Raw genomic sequence first — 18,203 nt, forward strand, 5'->3', positions numbered from 1 at the left:
AAGATAATCACGTCTATGGTTATGGGATAATTTGATGGGAGATAATCTTTTTAGTTTGAAATGTAATGGATAAAAAGGAGAGAGTAAGATGACGAATGTTAAGACAGTTCATTATAACAACCCAATTGTTTTACAAAGAGCAGATCCTTGGGTATATAAACACACAGATGGCTACTATTATTTCACTGGTTCTGTCCCTGGCTATCAGAAAATAGAAGTCCGCAGAGCTAGAACATTAAATGGGCTGAAAAATGGTGAAAGTGCATTTGTTTGGCATGCTCATTCAACAGGCCCATTAAGCTCTTTAATTTGGGCTCCGGAAATTCATTTTATCCGTGGAAAATGGTACATCTATTTTGCCGCAGCAGAGTATGATTACCCTAAAAATGGGATTTTTCAGCATCGTATGTTTGTACTTGAATGCGCTGATGAAAACCCTCTAACTGGAAAATGGATTGAAAAGGGTCAAGTAAAAACGGCTCAGGAAAGTTTTAGTTTAGATGCAACTGTGTTTGAATTGCACGACAAGCTTTATTATGTGTGGGCACAAAAGGAACCGGCTATTCCAGGAAATTCTAATCTATATCTATCTGAAATGGAAAATCCTTGGACCTTAAAAGGGAAGCAGTTATTATTATCTATTCCTGAATACTCTTGGGAGAAAATCGGATTTTTAGTGAATGAAGGTCCTGCGGTGTTGATTAGAAATGGAAAAGTCATCATAACCTATTCAGCTAGTGCAACCGATGAAAATTATTGCATGGGAATGCTTTGGGCCGATATAAATTCCGATTTATTAGATGGATATTCTTGGACTAAATTAGATAAGCCAGTTTTTAGCAGCGCCCCAGAGAATCAACAATATGGACCAGGACATAATAGCTTTACTATTAGTGAAGATGGAAGGGAAGATGTTCTTATCTATCATGCAAGACCATATACAGAAATAGAGGGAGATCCTTTGAATAATCCAGATCGCCACGCGAGGGCACAAGTATTTACTTGGGATGAGAATGGGCTTCCAGTGTTTGGTAAACCGATTAAGGATTAGGAGATATACTAAGAGTCTAAAAAAAGAAAAAGGCTGGGATATAAGTATTAATTAAATTTAATCCCGAACAATTATACGTACACACTAAAAAACATTCGTATAATTGTTTGGGTTTTTTATTTATTTTAAGAAAGAAGCTTTGTGGTAATCTCACGCAGTCTGAATACACCTCGCTTCCCATGGGGCTACGTCTGAGTCTCCGCGTCACTAAACTGCACCCCAATTATTGGACACCACAAGAGCTGGGGTTTTTGTATGGATAAAAGATAACGGTGGAGCATAGAAGGTTGCTTCCCAGCGCAACGTGTGTCTGTAGTGTAATGTAATGGAACAAATTGGTTTCATTATTAATATAGAGATTGTCCGTCTTTAACCATTAATTATCCTAATCTTTTCAAGTATAAGACCAGATATGCATCCTTCAGTTAGAAGGTAAGACTGTCTGTTGCGGCATGGAACTTGTCTTTTACTTGACTTGTTTTTTTAAAAGTTTCTATTTACTTGTCAGTATCTAGTAAATTATGAACGAAACTTGACATCTAGACATAATTCTTTCAATGTATAAAGTAATAAATAATAATAGGTGAATAAAATGGGAATTAAAACGTTATTAATTGCTCCTTATCCTGCTTTGGAGCATGTGATGGAAGAATGCATAAAAGTAGAACCTGAACTTAATATGAAAATTGAATTGGCCAATCTTCAAGAAGCAATTCCAATTACAAAGGAGGCTGAAAAACAGGGCATTGAGGTTATTATAAGTCGTGGGGGGACTGCTCAATTAATAGAGCAAGAAGTGACTATTCCAGTTGTTGACATACATGTTTCTGGTTATGATATGCTCCGTGTCTTGACCCTGGCAAATGATTATCCAGGCAAGAAAGCGATTGTGGGTTTTTCTAACATTACAATGGGCGCGAAGGCGATAACGGACTTGTTAGAAATACCTATTGAAGTATTTACAATCGAGGATGCTATTGAAGTTGATCCTTTAGTCAATCAATTGAAAATGGATGGATATCAATTAATTATTGGAGATGTTATTACTCGTGATGCGGCCGCTAAATATAATCTAGAAGGAATACTAATACAATCAGGCAGAGAGGCAATATTTGAAGCCATTAAAGAAGTGAAGAGCATCTACCGAATGCTGAGAAAGCAGCGTTTTCAAATGACTATTATGCAAACCATTATAGAGAGACAGTTTTCGGATGTCATTGTAATGAATCGTGATGGAAATATTGTCTATGAAAATTGGAAACGATTTAGTGATTCCCCGCTTTCGGTCAAAAAAATGATAAATATCATTCAACAAAAAAGTGATAGTAAAGAAGAATTAGATATCATTGAAACGAATCAGCATAAACGAGTAAAACAGATGATGGTTCCTATAAAGATAGAAGGGGAACTTCATTATTTATTTGCCTTTTCTTCTATGAAAGATTTAGTACTGGATAACTCCTTACATATTATAGATGTACCAACTCCGCCCGTTATCCTTTCTAAAAGTGATAGTATGAAGAGGTGCATAGAAAAGATTCAAAGTAATCTTAGCAGGAATGGCTGGATACTTATTGGGAAATCTGGCACAGGAAAAAAGTTAATCACCAAATGGATTCATTTCCAAAAAAATAGAGGAAATGGTCTTTTAGCAGTTATGTCTGCCAAAGCATTTATAAATATGAACCAACAGTTGGATCCTGATATAAAAACGATTTATTTGAATGAAATAGAGATGTTAAGCCTGGAAGAGTTAAGGATATTTGTTGGAAAAGTAAAGAGTAATTACAATAATGTCATCACAATTATAATAGCGATGGAGACGTCAGGCATAAATGGGTATACTGCTCTTCCGTATCTCGAATTTATCCGAGTTGATTTACCAATTTTGGTTGAACGTAAAGAGGATATCAGACCATTAGTGACCCACTTTTTAACTGCATTTCATTCTGAATTTGGCACCTCAGCAATCAAGATAAAGGAAGATGCATGGCAAGTATTGGAATCTTATTCTTGGCCAGGAAATGTTGAAGAATTATATATACTTATTCATGATGCTGTTAAGGAAGAAAAAGGGTTTGTAATAGGGAAAGGGTTGATACAACAGCTTCTTGGAGAGAGGTTGAATAAAATGGAAACTATGGATAATAAATATTTACAAGGTACATTAGAGGAAATAGAAAAAAGAATTATTGACGCCGTCATGGAAGAAGAACATTATAATCAAACAAAAGTTGCTGAAAGACTCGGGATTAATCGAACAACTTTGTGGAGAAAACTGAAACAATAACAGTTTCAGTTCAGCTTGTCGACAAAAAGATATTGGAGAAGTAAAAATGCATTTTCATGCGTTGCTTGGAGTGGAGGGGGTGAGACTCCTGTGGGATTAGCGAGACAGTCTGAGACCCTGCAGGCTGAAAGCCGAAGCGGCTCAGCGCGAGCCCCACGGAAAGCGAACCCCCGGAGCGGAAAGTAACGTCTAAATTCAAAGAGATTAATAAATATACTTTACTCAAACTTCTATTTCCAAAATACAGGAGTTTGTCTACAGTCTGAACTGAAACAATAACAGTTTCAGTTTTTTTTATTTTTTTGTTTCATTTTGCAACGTTTTATACTAATTCTATTGTGGTAATAGTTGAAAGCAGTTACAATTTTATTTGTAAACGATTACTTATTGTTTAAAATTGAAACATATAAAAAGGAGTGTTAAAATTATGAAGATTAAAGAGACGTTAGAACGGATTCCTGGAGGGATGATGGTAGTTCCGTTGCTAATTGCAGCACTATTAAATACATTTGCTCCAAACCTTCTCAGAATCGGGAATTTTACAGAGGCTTTATTTGTTAATGGATCATCTACTTTAATTGCATTATTTCTATTGTGTACGGGAGCGCAAATAAATGTAAAGTCATTTGGGGTATCTGTTGGGAAAGGGGCTACATTATTAATCACAAAATGGGTTGTTGGTGCAGCCTTTGGATTACTAGCGTATCTATTTGCTGGAGATAATGGTCTTTGGTTTGGTTTAGCTCCTATTGCAGTAATTGCCGCTATGACAAACAGTAATGGAGGATTATTTGTTGCTTTAGTTGGGCAATACGGAAGTAAGGAAGACAGAGCTGCGTATTCCTTATTAGCTCTTAATGATGGACCATTTTTGACAATGGTTGCTCTATCCATTTTTGGTGCAATGGGATTTGTGGACGGTTTATTTTCTATTACTTCTTTTATCTCTGTGCTTCTTCCGATCATAGTTGGGATGGTATTAGGTAATTTAGATGATAAAATGAGAGATTTCTTAGATAGTGGAAGTTCTATGTTAATTCCATTCTTTGCTTTTTCTCTCGGTATGGGCATCAATTTTTCTGCCATTCTTGAAGGTGGCTTGGCTGGTATTATTCTAGGCTTATTAACCGTTTTTGTAACTGGAACTGCTGGTTACTATGTGTTCAAGCTTTTAAAATGGAATCCGATTGTTGGAGCTGCTGAGGGCTCCACAGCTGGTAATGCGGTTGCTACACCTGCTGTAATTGCCGCTGCAAATGCTAGTTTTGCGTCAGTGGTCGATATTGCAACAGTACAGGTGGCCGCATCGGTGGTAACCACGGCAATACTGCTTCCAATCTATGTAGGTTTCTTAGTGAAAAGATTAGAAAAAAAAGGATATAAGTTTGAGGAACAAGGTATCAAAATGTAAGGTAAGGATGTGTTCGACGTGAAAAACAAAATGGGGATTATTTCTGATGATTTAACAGGCGCTAACGATTCTGGTGTGCAGCTGGCAATAAAAAAATTATCTACTAGTGTTGTGTTTGATTATAAAAATTTATCTAAAGATATGGTCTCTGATGTTCTAATAGTAGATACGGACAGTAGAGCGAAAGAGGAAGAGGATGCATATAAGGCAGTAGTAGAGGCAGCATCCTTTCTCAAAAGAAACGGGTATAAACATATTTATAAGAAGGTAGATTCCACGTTAAGAGGCAATTTAGAGGCAGAACTGGCAGCGCTAGAATCTGTTTATAAACCAGATATGATTGTTATTGCGCCGGCCTATCCTAAAATGAGACGTCAAACCATCAATGGACACCATTTTGTAGACGGTAAAATCATTACAGAAACCGAATTTTCCAATGATCCGAAGACACCTGTACAGGAATCGTTTTTGCCAAAGCTTTTAAATTCGAAAAATAACAGGAAAATTACATTGGTTAATAAGGAAGTTTGGCACAAGTCTAAAGAGGAGATAAACAGTTTTATACAATCATCCTTAGTGGAAGGGAATAAATGGTTTGTTTGTGATGCCGAATCTGAGGAGGATCTCATAAATATTGCTAAACTATTTTCTGAGCAAAATAAATCGATTATTTGGGCAGGATCTGCTGGACTGATAGAATATCTGCCGGGAATGCTGCATTTAATGCCTTCATCAGTAAAAGAACAGGAAGATATGGAAATCCAAACTACTTTGATCGTATCTGGAAGCTTATCTCCCGTAACGAAAAAACAATTATATAAGGTTGATAGACTGCAAGATTCTTATTTTATGCAGGTTGACCCTGTGGATTTAATAAATGGTAGCTATAGGCTGGATGAGTTTATGGAAATAATCCAGCAGAATAAAGAACACAACCATTTTGTACTTTATGTAGAAGCGGATGATGACAATAGAAAGCGTGCCATTGAAGCAGGTAAGATACTAGGATTAAGTAAAAATGATGTTAGTGAAGCAATATCAAATGGATTGGGTATCATTTCAACCCATATAGTAAAAAATGCTCCTTTTATTAAAGGGTTAGTCTTAACAGGCGGAGATACTGCCAAGGCAGTATGTCGTGCGCTGGGAGTAACAGAAATGGATTTATATATGGAAATTGAACCAGGACTTCCTTTTGGAAAAATTAGAACAGAAATGAAAAGCTATTGGGCGGTAACGAAAGCAGGAGGCTTTGGCCAAGAAGATTCATTAATAAAAGCATTAGAGTTTTTAATTAACAATAGAAGGGTGATAGTATGAGTATTGTAAAACCAATTGTAGGGATAACAATGGGAGATGCAGCAGGGGTTGGTCCAGAGATTATTTTAAAAAGTCTCGATAAAGAGGAAATGTATACGATTAGCAGACCGTTGGTAATCGGCGATAGTAAGATTTTGAATAGAGCCAAACAATTTGTTAATAGTGATTTAGCTATCCAAAATATTTCCGTCGAGGAAATTAACGAAATAACCTATGATTATGGCACTGTTTATTGTTTAGATTTAAATTTATTGGATGAAACACTTCCGGTAGGAAAAGTGGCTCCAGAAGCTGGGAATGCGGCATTTCAATATCTTGCTAAAGCCATTGAGCTTGCAAAAGAAAATAAAATCCATGCAATATGTACAGCACCATTAAATAAAGAGGCATTGCACAAAGGGGGACATAAATATCCAGGCCATACAGAAATCTTAGCTGATCTTACTGGTACTCAAGATTTCTCTATGATGCTGTCTGCTCCGAATTTAAAAGTTATTCATGTTACAACACATGTTGGAATTCTTGATGCGGTTAAGATGATTAATCCCGAACGTGTCTATCATGTTATTAAACTTGCTCATGATACTTTACAAAAGGCAGGTATTTCTAATCCGAAAATTGCTGTTTGCGGCATTAATCCACATGCTGGTGAAAATGGATTATTTGGTTATGGAGAAGAAGAAGAAAAAGTAATTCCTGCTGTAGAAAGAGCACAAAAAGAAGGGATAGAAGCAGTAGGCCCACTTCCGGCAGATACATTATTTTTCCGTACTGTACGTGGGGATTTTGATATTGTAGTAGCAATGTATCACGACCAAGGACACGGTCCAGTGAAAGTACTAGGATTAGATGCCGGAGTGAATATTACCGTTGGTTTGCCAATTATTCGAACAAGCGTAGATCATGGAACGGCATTTGATATCGCAGGTAAAGGGATCGCAGATGAAAAAAGCTTAATGGAAGCAATGCGACAAGCTGTAGAACTAGCTCCTAAATGATAAAGAAAAAGAAGATAAATTTATTAGCTTGTTAGTGTATTAGATAGACAAATATGGCCGGAATTTTACCTTAACATCATCATTCAGTAATTCTAATCATCGCAAGCTGCTGAATTTGAAAAAGCTGGATGTTTTGGTGCTCGATGTAAAAGTTCGGAAGCGCAACTAACCATCAGTGGTAAGGCAAAATACTGATGGTTAGCTTTGTTTATAAAGCGGAGGATTTTTCTTTTCGTCTATATTCAAAAGGAGTGTAATTTGTTTCTTTTTTAAAAAGTTTGGTAAAGTAGGAGTAATTTCCATATCCGACTTTATCTGAGATTATATGTACTGGTAATGTAGTTTGAATGAGTAGCTCCTTAGCGATGTCTACTCTTTTTTTGATGATATAGTTTACCAGAGAGAGTCCAGTTTCTTTCTTAAAAATTCTTGCTATATAATCTGGGCTTAAATATACAATCTTTGCAATATTATCTCTTGTAATATTCTCATGATAATGTTCATCAATATAGTCACAAATTGTATTAACAACGGTTTTTTGAGAGTGAATAAAATCTACATATTGCAGCGAAATATCAACTAAGTAAGTAATATAAATCATCATATCATCGATTGAACGCAATGATTGTGTTTGTAAAAAGTTATTTGTATTTCCATCAAATAATTTGTGTGCAAGCACTTCCTTCTTTTTTAAGTGTGTAAATAACAATTGTGTAATATCCAAACGGAAATTAGATAAAACATCAAGATTAAGAGCGTTTGATTCTTTCAAGTGAATTAAATACTGTCGACATTTAGCTAAAAAGCTTTGTTTGTTTCCATTTTGCAGATACTTCTCTAAAATAGCTAAATTAGGTTCTGTGTAACTAGTGACTGTTATCTCATAAGATAGAAAGTGCTGAACAGAATTTCTAAACTCAATCATATCGTCACTTTTTCGCTGGAGCTGCTTTACTGCTGACTGAATGTTGACTAACGGAGCAGGAAAACCAATACTAAAACGACTATCTATTGACAGCTCCTCCTTAAGCGTATGGATTAAGTTCTTGCATAATGAAACGAATGAGGTTTGTTCATCACTTTTTTTTAAAAGAAGTACATAGCTTTCTTTATTAATATCAAGGGTGACTATACTCTCTAAAGAAAAGCGCTTTTCTTTAAGGGTAGAGTTTAAATGGACAATTAGTTTTGAAACCAATGCTTTATCTATTTCAAAAATAGGCGTGCTGTTTTCTTTAAAAGACATATGATAAGGAAATATATTTAGTAAAATGGGCAAAAAATAGTCTTCTGTAGAATAATTTAAATGATTTTTTAGTAATTGTTCTTCTAGGTCTGCTTGAAGCCACTCATGGTTTCTTAAATATGAACTCCAAAAATGATCTACTAGCTTTTGTTTGTTCTGCTGCCAATACTGACCTACTTGGATGGCCTGTTGACTTTGTTGATTGGCTTTTACTTTCTTAATCGCTTTTAATATACTGAATTCTAATTTATCGATTTCAATTGGTTTTAAATAGTATTCAAAGCTCTGAAGCTCAATCGCCTTCTGGGCATAATGAAAATCAGCAAAATTAGTTAAGAAAATGGTCTGGATTGTATAGCCTTCTTGCCGCACCCATGCCAATAATTCGAGGCCGCTACCTTGCGGCATTTCAATATCTGAAATAAGCAAATGAATGCTTTGTTTTTTAAATATATTCTTTGCTTGGCGGATATTATGGGCCGTATAGACTCGCTCAATTCCTAGATTCTCCCAATTGACCTTCTCCTTTAATAAGGCAACGACAAAGCGATCATCATCTACAACTAAGACATTCATTGTTTATTCCTCCATTAATTGAGTTGGGATAACTAATTGAACAATCGTTCCACTTTCGATTCCGTTTGAAAAGGAAATGGAAAAACTATTCCCATAAAGCATTTGAAGCCTTTGAATGACATTGTTTATTCCAATTTGCCTGCCATTAATTTCTGAAATGGGCAGTTGGTTTTCGAGTTTATCTAGTATATCTGATGGATAGCCAGGGCCATTATCTTTTATCGTAATATTCATTTTTTGTTCAGCTTTCAAAGTGGATATGTTTAGAGAAATAATAAGTGTATCCTCGTCGTTTATAGCTGAATGTCCGTGTTTGATGCTATTTTCAATAAAAGTTTGCAGAATCAATGGCGGGATTTGTACTTCCCCCATGTCTAAAGCAAAGGATGTTTCAAATTGGAAAGTCGGTCCGTGTAATAATTGTTGAATAGCAAGATAATCGTGGATATGATCCAGTTCCCTTTTTAATGAAACAAAATGGAGATTTGTTTGAAAAAGATAGCGAAAGTAACGGGATGTAGCAATGGACATTTTTTTGATTTCTGCAAACATCTGCATTTCCGCCATACTGTGAATACTTGATAAACAATTAATATAAAAATGTGGCTTAATCTGTAATCGCAAAAAATCCATCTCTATTTTTTTCTTTTCAAGCTCTTGTTCATAAATATTAATTTTTAACTTTTTTATTTCTTGAATAAGGTTTTTAAATTGGGTGTTAGCTTGCTCCAGCTCCACGATACTGCTACTTTCAAAATCAATCATATTTGTACTATTGTTTAGTTCAGATAGATTTTTAGAGAATTTTTGAATAGGGAAGATTAACCGATTTTTAATATAAACCAAAATGAAAAATAAGATAATGCTAATAACAATGGTAGCTAAAATTAAGATGAATTGTGTAATAACAACATGTTTAAATGCTCCAAAATGATCTACGTTTATTTGTAGACTAAATGGCAATAAAGTTTGTTTTTCTTGAAACCGTAACTTACTTGTAAAAAAGTCATAGGATGCTGCGTCGTTTGCTGTTGACTGATTGGTGGTTAAAATTGTTCTTCCCTCTTGTTTCATTACGATGGAGCCATTTCTCCCTAAATTAAAGTTTTCTAGAGGCTTTAATAGGTCTTCAGCAGAAACTAGGCAAACAAAAATCCGATTTTCATAGCTTAATAGATGATAAAAATAAACGGCGCCGTTTATTTTTATTGCTTTCCAAGTGCTAAAGTTTTCATATGTATGCAGAGAGTCATTTTTAGAGAAAAAGTAATTCTTTATTTGTAAATAATCTTGATAAGGCAGTTTAATTGGTGATGCATTGGTAAAAAAGGATTCTCTTTTTAGACCGAGAAAGAACTGAAACTCTTTACCTGTCGAGTATTGAAAGTCAATTATACGCGTTCGAAAATTAGTTAAGTCTCGGGGGAATTCGTCCATCTTCATGTTTTCTTCCATTTCTTCAATTAATGGCTCGTGCACGACCGTCCAAATCATAAAGTGGTCAACTGCTTTTAAGTTGGTACGCACATTCTCCATATAAAGATTGACCGTATTGGTAATCGTCTCAATGCTTTGTTTTCGTGTAATGGAGATGGTTAACATGCTAATAAACATGTTGATTAGTAAGATAATGACCATAATGATTAACAGTACTTTTAAATAGTAATTGATCGATCGGGATGGGTTTTTATCAATAGAACGGACCATTTACTCATCTCCCATGCTTATTATCATTATATTAATTTGTCAAACTATTTCTAGCAGTATTCCGTCAGAAAAATATAAAAAAGACAGAAAAATAACGGAATACTGCTATTTCTTCGTGTAATTAGAAAGGAATGATAAAATCTATCCTGTTTAGTATTATTTCAGGTCGGTATAGCTCTATTTTTATTGAATGCGCTTTCATATAATGATTATATCAAACAAAGGAGGTGGAAGAGTTGAAAAGTACGATAGCTACGGAAAAAAACACGCAGGTAACACCAAATATTCCAAACAAAATAAGACACATAAAGCAAATCAAAAAAAGTCTGCCCTTATATGTGTTGCTTCTGCCTACTCTCATTCTATTAATTTGTTTTACGTATATTCCGATGTATGGAATTATCATGGCATTTAAGGATTATTCTCCCGCTCTTGGAATTTGGAATAGTCCTTGGGTTGGAATGAAGCATTTTATCCAGTACTTTCATTCCTACCAATTTGGTTTAACGGTGAAAAACACCTTATATATTAGTTTATATAGTCTGTTAGTTGGGTTTCCTCTGCCGATAGCTTTAGCCATCCTCTGTAACCAAATGCGTATTGGCATGTTTAAAAAGGTTTTTCAAGTTACAACGTACTTGCCGCATTTTATTTCTACAATGGTAATGTGCGGGATGATATTAATTTTTTTATCACCGAGTACTGGGCTTATCGCAAATGTTCTATCTTTATTTGGGATGGAAATGCCGAACCTGTTATCAAAGCCGGCACTATTTAGCAGTGTATATGTGTGGAGTGATGTATGGCAGCATTTAGGCTGGGATAGTATTATTTTTTTGGCTGCCTTGTCAGCAATTGACCCAACTTATTATGAAGCTGCAACAATGGACGGCGCAAGCAGAATTCAAAAAATTATTCATATCGATTTACCGCTTATTATGCCTACGGCTATGATTCTATTAATTTTGCGTGCCGGCAGTCTTTTGAGTGTTGGCTTCGAAAAAGTATTATTATTACAAAATCCATTAAATTTAACGGGCAGTGAGGTTATCTCCACCTATGTATATAAAGTGGGGATGCAGAACTTCCAGTATAGTCTTTCCACAGCAATTGGGCTATTTAATACGGTAGTTAATGTAATCATATTACTTTTTGTCAATTGGCTTTCAAAGAAGCTTACGAAAACAAGTTTATTGTAGGAGGGGGGGCATTAGAATTGGAAGGAACACTTATTCAAAAATTCAATAAAAAGTTAAAAAGGAAAAAAAGGTGGAATGATCGCTTATTTGACATAGCTGTTTACACAATTGCTATTTTAATGATTTCAATGATTGTATATCCTCTCTGGTTTATTATTATTGCTTCATTTAGTAATCCAACAGATGTAACCAATGGGAATGTATGGTTTTGGCCAAAAGAGTGGCGCTTGGATGGCTATATTGAATTATTTAAGCAGGAGATTATTTGGAGATCGTATGTCAATACGATTATTTATACAGCAGCAGGGACGATTATTGCCATAATTGTTAATATTCCTGCCGGATATGCTTTATCAAGGTCTGACTTATTCGGGAAAAAGTGGCTTTCTATTTTTATCCTAATTCCTATGTTCGTCAGCGGGGGCTTGGTACCAACCTATTTAGTCGTAAAAGGCTTTGGATTACTTGATACCTTTTGGGTAATGGTATTGCCTTTTGCAGTGTCTTCCTTTCATATTATTATCGCTCGAACATTCTTCAAAAATAGTATCCCTGATACATTGTGGGAAGCCGCTCAAATTGATGGCTGCGGAACCATACGCTACTTTCTAACGATTGTGCTGCCATTATCAAAAGCCATTTTAGCTGTAATTGGATTGTGGACGGCTGTTGGTATTTGGAATTCATGGTTTAATGCATTAATTTATATTTCGAACGAAGACTTACAGCCACTCCAATTAGTGTTGAGAAGAATCTTAATTTCCAATGAATCCTTACTTGGTACTGCATCTGGTGAACTCGCATCGGAATTGAGAAGATTATCTGAAATGATGAAATATGCAGCGATTGTTGTATCAACTGCACCAATTATGTGCTTATATCCATTTTTACAGAAATATTTTAATCAAGGTGTCATGGTTGGTTCCATTAAAGAATAAGAGAGGGGAAGGAAAAGATGTTAGAGAGAAGCTGGAAAGGGTTATTGAGTGTCGTTTTAGCAAGTAGCTTAATAGTTGGCTGCAGTAATGCTAATACGAACCCAACAGAAAAGGAAGATGGAGAATACCGAATTGCAACCGTCCGCTGGTCAGACTGGGGAGATGATTTTCTAAAAGGCTTTGTAGAAGAGACGGAAAAAGAAGCAGGAATTAATGTCGATTGGGATATTTACTTGAATTCAGAATGGGGAGATAAGAAATCAGTTTTAATGGCAGGTGGAGATTTACCAGATGCATTTTGGGGATCACTTGCTTTAAGTGATGGAGATATTGCCCAAAATCAAAGTCTCTTTATTCCCCTAGAGGATCTCATTGCCGAAAATATGCCGAATTTAATGGCAGCATTTGACAAAGAGCCGTCTCTGCGAGCTTTAGTTACTTCGCCAGATGGTCATATTTATAGCTTGCCTAAGAAATTGCCTTTAAGACCATTGACAGGAAATCAGTTGTTTATTAATCAAAAATGGTTAGACAATTTGGGCTTGGAAATGCCAGATACGTATGAAGATTTCTATCATGTTCTTCAAGCATTTAAGGAAAAGGATGCCAATGGAAATGGCGACTTAAATGATGAAATTCCATATGGGGGGAATATTTATGGCTTTATATTACCGTTTGGTGTAACAAAGGGTAATGATAAAGCCGGCTTAATGACGCTAAAAGATGGAAAGCCTTCTTACATTCCAACACAAGAAGAATATAAAGAAGGGATTGCATGGATGCATCAAGCATACAAGGATGGCTTAATCGATCAGGAACTGTTTACACAAGATGATTCAATGGCAGAAGCAAAGCGTAAAGATGAAAACGATGCATTAGTAGGTGTTGCCTTCGGCTGGACTCCAGATGCTGTATTTGGTCCAAATGCCGAAGAATATGTACCATTAGCTCCACTAAAAGGTCCGGATGGAGAAAGATATGTCATTTCTGATACAGAAACATATTCGAGAAATGAACTACTAATTACTACCCAAGCTAAGGACCCGGCGAAATTGCTGCAATGGGCGGATAAGTTTTATACAGAGGATGCAAGCATTCAAACTTTTTATGGTTCCTTTGGAATTGGGGTAGAGAAGAAGGATGATGGATCATATCAAGTACTGGATGCACCAGAAGGCGAATCTGCAGATATTTTTGCCTGGACAAATTCATTCCGTGATTTTGGTCCAAAGTACATTGAGGAAGGTTTTAATGAAAAGGTAACATTGCCTACAGACAGTGGGGATGGATTGAAGTTAGAATTGGACAAAAAAATAAGTGAATATGCAAGAGAGCAATTTCCAACAGTAAGTTTTACGGCAGAAGAAATGCAGCGTTTAAACACATTAAATGTAGACTTAACTTCCTATGTAAATTCCATGCAATCAAAATGGGTTGTAGAAGGTGGCATAGAAAAAGAGTGGGATGACTATATAAGTCAATTAAAGAAAATGGGCTACGATGAATTTATGGAAATTCAAAACAATGCGTTTAACCGCTATCAAGAATCATTAAAATAGTTCAAAAATATAACAGTCAGAGAATTAAAATATTCTGGCTGTTACTTCTATATGGAGACTAGGTAACTTTTATAGGACTAATTCGGAAAAGGAAGGTGAATGAAATGAGTTCCCTTTTTCAAATAGATGGTCTGATTGGCAGAAAATTAGCGAGAATGGTGGATATATTTTTATTAAATTTAATTTTTATTCTTTTTTCTCTCCCTGTTGTGACAATAGGTGCTTCACTGACAGCTTTATATACAGTCAGTTTTAAAATAATAAATGGGGAAGATCCATCTGTCTGGCGAAGTTATATCAAAGCGTTTAAAAAGAATCTAAAACAAAGTTCTTTCGTTTGGTTTCTTTTAATAGGGATTGCTGTCATACTGTTTGGCGATATTTATTATCTTGTATACACAAGTGGTATTTGGAAAATCATTTTTATGAGTCTCACTCTTTTCTTTGGTTTTCTCTACAGTACATTAATCTTATATATTTTCCCCTACTTATCTAGATTTGAGGATTCAATAAAAACAGGTATGGTGAATTCTTTATTAATGGGAGGATTTCACTTTCCCTTCCTCGTCCTGTTATTAATCATTAATTATTTACCTATAATCTTCATTATTTCGTCTTTTACTGGCTTTATGACAGGTATCTATTTCTTTACATTCGGGGGATTTTCCATTTTTGCTTTGCTGAACACATTTATATTGAAGAGAATTTTTTCAAAATATGAAAATAAAAAAGGAGAGAAGTAGAATGGAAGTAATACGAATAGGAATAATTGGCGTTGGCGGAATGGCTCAGTCTCATATCAAAGGACTGCAAAATGTTGGAACATTTAAAATAGAGGCAATCTGTGATTCGAATCGTGTAAGACTAAAAAAAGTCGGCGAGCAATTAGCTATTAAAACAGAAAATCAATATCAAGATTTCCGTGAGCTAATTGATTCTCAAAAAATAGATGCAGTTGTTTCTGTCACCCCTAATAATGTTCACGCACCTATTTTAGAATATTGTATGGAACGGAAGATGCCTATTTTAACAGAAAAACCATTTACTTTGGATTATGAGGAAGCACAGCAGCTTGCAGAAAAATATAAAAAACAACCTATTCCCTGTATGGTAGGATTTAGTTATCGATACACTCCTGCATTTCGCTTTGTAAAAGTATTGCTGGAAAAAGGGGAAATCGGTCAAATAAGAAATTTTTCTATTCAGTATCTGCAAGGTTGGGGAGCTCCATCGTATCAAACTCCTTATATGTGGCGCTTTAATCCTGCCATTACAGGAACAGGCGTATTAGGAGATTTAGGTTCCCATATGATTGATATGGCACATTATCTATTTGGACCATTCCAAGAGGTATCGGCAATATTGGAAAGTTTTATTACCAAAAGAAAATTAGAGCATTCGAATGAATCGAAAGAATTCGCTATTGATGATTTTGCAAGCTTTCAGGCCCGGATGGAAAACGGCATTATTGGTACATTTCAAACAACTAGAAATGCGATTGGATCAGGAAATCAGCATGAGATAGCGATTTTTGGAGATAAAGGAACGCTTCATGCAAGTACAAAGGAAGAAGATATCGTTTATTTAATTCAAGTTAATGAGGAAACGGGTGAACTTGTGGAGAAAAAAATGCATGTTCCCAAATCGGTCTATTTGACAGAATGGGAAGATTTCTCCAAAATGCTAAATGGGGAGGTAAGATTAGGTTTCCCAGATTTTATGACGGGAGTAATGAATCAACAAGTATTAGAAGCAATTAGGGAGTCCAGTAGAGTTCCTGGAAAAAGAATAGCACCTCTCTAAGAAGCTGAAAGGGATAGTGTTTGTTTAATTCTCCTAATAAAGGATAATAATAACCTAGGCAGCAATTCTACATAGATTAGTATTCGATTATTAGAAGGAGAATTTATTATATGAAGTTTAAAAATCATCTTGTCTTTAATGTTTCTGTAATTATTTTATTAGTGATTGTATTAATAGGAGTATTTGCACCAAAATCGCTTGAACAAACCTCAGCTAATGCACAATCTTTCATTACAGATTCTTTTGGCTGGTATTATTTAATTGTCGTTACGTTTTTCGTGATAATATGTTTATACTTATTAATAAGTCCGGTAGGAAGAATTAAATTAGGAAAACCTGAGGATAAGCCAGAATTTTCTCGAATAGTATGGTTAGCAATGCTTTTTAGCGCGGGAATGGGAATCGGACTTGTGTTTTACGGGACTGCGGAACCACTTAGTCATTATGCAATTAGTTCACCTACAAATGAGATTGGAACAGAACAAGGCATGAAAGATGCGATGAGATTTACCTATTTTCATTGGGGAATTCATGCATGGGCAGTGTATGGAATTGTGGCATTAAGCCTTGCTTATACTACCTTTCGCAAGGGAGGAAAGACGTTAATTAGTTCGACCTTAAAACCATTACTAGGTAATTCTATGGATGGAAGATTAGGAAGAATCATTGATATTATCGCTGTGTTTGCGACAGTTACTGGAATAGCAACAACACTAGGATTCGGTGCGGTACAAATTAATGGAGGGCTTTCTTTTCTTTATGGGGTTCCTTCTAGTTTTTTAACTCAATTTATTATTATTGTAATAGTTACCATCTTATTTTTACTCTCTGCTGTTTCAGGTTTAGGGAAAGGCATTAAGATTCTTAGCAATATGAATATGATACTAGCATTTGTCTTATTTTTATTTGTATTTATTTTGGGGAATACAGTCTTTATCCTCAATTTATTTACAGATACAGTGGGGACGTATCTACAGAATATAGTGCGCATGAGCTTCCGGATTTCCCCTTTAAATGGTGAAAATCGTCAATGGATAAATACTTGGACCATTTTTTACTGGGCTTGGTGGATTGCATGGTCACCGTTTGTTGGAATTTTTATTGCTAGAATTTCCAAAGGAAGAACAATCCGTGAATTTGTTACGTTTGTCTTATTTATCCCCTCCATAATTGGGTTTTTATGGTTTACAGTATTTGGGGGTAATGCGATGTTTATCGAGCATAAGGGATTAGGTTCTATTTCCACCTTCGCAACGGAAGAAACATTATTTGCTCTTTTAGAACATTTTCCTCTTAGTGCGGTATTATCTATTTTAGCAATTGTATTAATTGGTGTTTTCTTTATTACCTCAGCGGATTCAGGTACTTTCGTTTTAGGTATGCTTTCTGCCAATGGTACACAAAATCCGAGCAATAGAATTAAAGTAATTTGGGGACTCTTACTTACCTCTATTTCGCTTGTCTTACTTTATTCAGGGGGATTAGATGGTTTACAAAATATGATGATTATAGCCGCTCTCCCTTTTTCCGTTATTATGATCTTAATGACGGTAAGTTTATTAAAGGAGGTCCATTTGGAAAAAGCGGAATACGAATCAAAATGGAAAAAGAAAAAAGGCTCGATGTGATATCGAGTCTTTTTTCTTTTTAATCTTCATTCTCTTTGTCTTTATTAAACCATAACGGCTCATAATCATCGACTTCGCCATTATAATTGATTAATATTTCTTCACCAGCTTTTATATCCTTATAAGCATAATAGTCAAATGTATGCTTATCAAAATTAATCTCATATGTTGCATTTGGTTCATAGGAATGGTTAAAGAGCATGCCGTATCCAAGAACAACAGCACTGTGGTTAATCCCATATTCATAAACATAATCTTCTAGCACGGTTCTTTCGATATATTTATGCTGCTCATTAGGATATGGAACAACGGGAGCTTCATGGAATAAAGTACCTTTTTTGATATCACATGTAGCAAATACGCCTCTATTGAATTCTCCATCACTTAAGGGAGATGTTTTAATTTCAATCATCATTGATCACCTACAACTCTTTCTAAAGTATACTGCTATATCATACTCTAACATTGTTTCTATTA

At 35.3% G+C, this 18,203-nt stretch carries 14 protein-coding genes; 11 read left to right on the forward strand and 3 right to left on the reverse strand.

Annotated features, from left to right (window positions below):
- Nucleotides 1–88: 88 nt before the first annotated feature.
- From NSQ92_RS05305 to pdxA, 5 genes are all read left to right on the forward strand, one after another.
- On the forward strand, nt 89–1,051 hold the full coding sequence (locus NSQ92_RS05305) for a glycoside hydrolase family 43 protein (RefSeq protein WP_047941561.1): 963 nt from the start codon (nt 89–91) through the stop codon (nt 1,049–1,051).
- Between the two features lie 592 nt (nt 1,052–1,643).
- On the forward strand, nt 1,644–3,341 hold the full coding sequence (locus tag NSQ92_RS05310; RefSeq protein ID WP_341152452.1) for a sigma-54-dependent Fis family transcriptional regulator: 1,698 nt from the start codon (nt 1,644–1,646) through the stop codon (nt 3,339–3,341).
- A 427-nt stretch (nt 3,342–3,768) separates the two neighbouring features.
- Entirely contained in the window at nt 3,769–4,752 is a 984-nt protein-coding gene (locus NSQ92_RS05315) for a 2-keto-3-deoxygluconate permease (RefSeq protein WP_047941563.1), read from the forward strand.
- Between the two features lie 18 nt (nt 4,753–4,770).
- Nucleotides 4,771–6,072: a four-carbon acid sugar kinase family protein gene (locus NSQ92_RS05320; protein ID WP_095321809.1), complete on the forward strand. Its 1,302-nt coding sequence runs from the start codon at nt 4,771–4,773 to the stop codon at nt 6,070–6,072.
- Nucleotides 6,069–7,070: a 4-hydroxythreonine-4-phosphate dehydrogenase PdxA gene (gene pdxA, locus NSQ92_RS05325; RefSeq protein ID WP_061799620.1), complete on the forward strand. Its 1,002-nt coding sequence runs from the start codon at nt 6,069–6,071 to the stop codon at nt 7,068–7,070. The genes NSQ92_RS05320 and pdxA overlap by 4 nt, the downstream gene beginning before the upstream one ends.
- A gap of 208 nt (nt 7,071–7,278) precedes the next feature.
- Here the strand turns inward: pdxA and NSQ92_RS05330 are convergent, their stop codons facing one another.
- Nucleotides 7,279–8,892, reverse strand: coding sequence for a response regulator transcription factor (locus tag NSQ92_RS05330; RefSeq protein ID WP_341152453.1), 1,614 nt, complete (start codon nt 8,890–8,892; stop codon nt 7,279–7,281).
- A 3-nt stretch (nt 8,893–8,895) separates the two neighbouring features.
- The gene (locus NSQ92_RS05335) at nt 8,896–10,599 is read right to left on the reverse strand and encodes a sensor histidine kinase (protein WP_341152454.1); all 1,704 of its coding nucleotides are present in this window, start codon (nt 10,597–10,599) and stop codon (nt 8,896–8,898) included.
- 236 nt (nt 10,600–10,835) lie between these two features.
- Here NSQ92_RS05335 and NSQ92_RS05340 point away from each other — a divergent pair, with 236 nt between their 5' ends.
- The 6 genes from NSQ92_RS05340 to NSQ92_RS05365 all read left to right on the forward strand — a co-directional run bounded on the left by NSQ92_RS05340 (nt 10,836) and on the right by NSQ92_RS05365 (nt 17,726).
- Entirely contained in the window at nt 10,836–11,798 is a 963-nt protein-coding gene (locus tag NSQ92_RS05340) for an ABC transporter permease (protein WP_217275619.1), read from the forward strand.
- Nucleotides 11,799–11,815: 17 nt separating this feature from the next.
- On the forward strand, nt 11,816–12,736 hold the full coding sequence (locus NSQ92_RS05345) for a carbohydrate ABC transporter permease (protein WP_235850429.1): 921 nt from the start codon (nt 11,816–11,818) through the stop codon (nt 12,734–12,736).
- A gap of 17 nt (nt 12,737–12,753) precedes the next feature.
- Nucleotides 12,754–14,295 carry a sugar ABC transporter substrate-binding protein gene (locus NSQ92_RS05350; protein WP_341152455.1) on the forward strand — a complete coding sequence of 514 codons (1,542 nt, stop codon included), beginning with the start codon at nt 12,754–12,756 and terminating at the stop codon, nt 14,293–14,295.
- 104 nt (nt 14,296–14,399) lie between these two features.
- Nucleotides 14,400–15,038, forward strand: coding sequence for a YesL family protein (locus NSQ92_RS05355; protein WP_341152456.1), 639 nt, complete (start codon nt 14,400–14,402; stop codon nt 15,036–15,038).
- Nucleotide 15,039: 1 nt separating this feature from the next.
- Nucleotides 15,040–16,098: a Gfo/Idh/MocA family protein gene (locus NSQ92_RS05360; protein WP_047941569.1), complete on the forward strand. Its 1,059-nt coding sequence runs from the start codon at nt 15,040–15,042 to the stop codon at nt 16,096–16,098.
- Nucleotides 16,099–16,208: 110 nt separating this feature from the next.
- Nucleotides 16,209–17,726 carry a glycine betaine uptake BCCT transporter gene (locus NSQ92_RS05365; protein ID WP_341152457.1) on the forward strand — a complete coding sequence of 506 codons (1,518 nt, stop codon included), beginning with the start codon at nt 16,209–16,211 and terminating at the stop codon, nt 17,724–17,726.
- A 19-nt stretch (nt 17,727–17,745) separates the two neighbouring features.
- Here NSQ92_RS05365 and NSQ92_RS05370 read toward each other — a convergent pair whose 3' ends face one another.
- Nucleotides 17,746–18,138, reverse strand: coding sequence for an SET domain-containing protein (locus tag NSQ92_RS05370; RefSeq protein ID WP_047941571.1), 393 nt, complete (start codon nt 18,136–18,138; stop codon nt 17,746–17,748).
- Nucleotides 18,139–18,203 lie beyond the last annotated feature (65 nt).

The organism is Niallia sp. FSL M8-0099 (genome assembly GCF_038006945.1).
GTDB classification, from domain to species: domain Bacteria; phylum Bacillota; class Bacilli; order Bacillales; family Cytobacillaceae; genus Niallia; species Niallia circulans.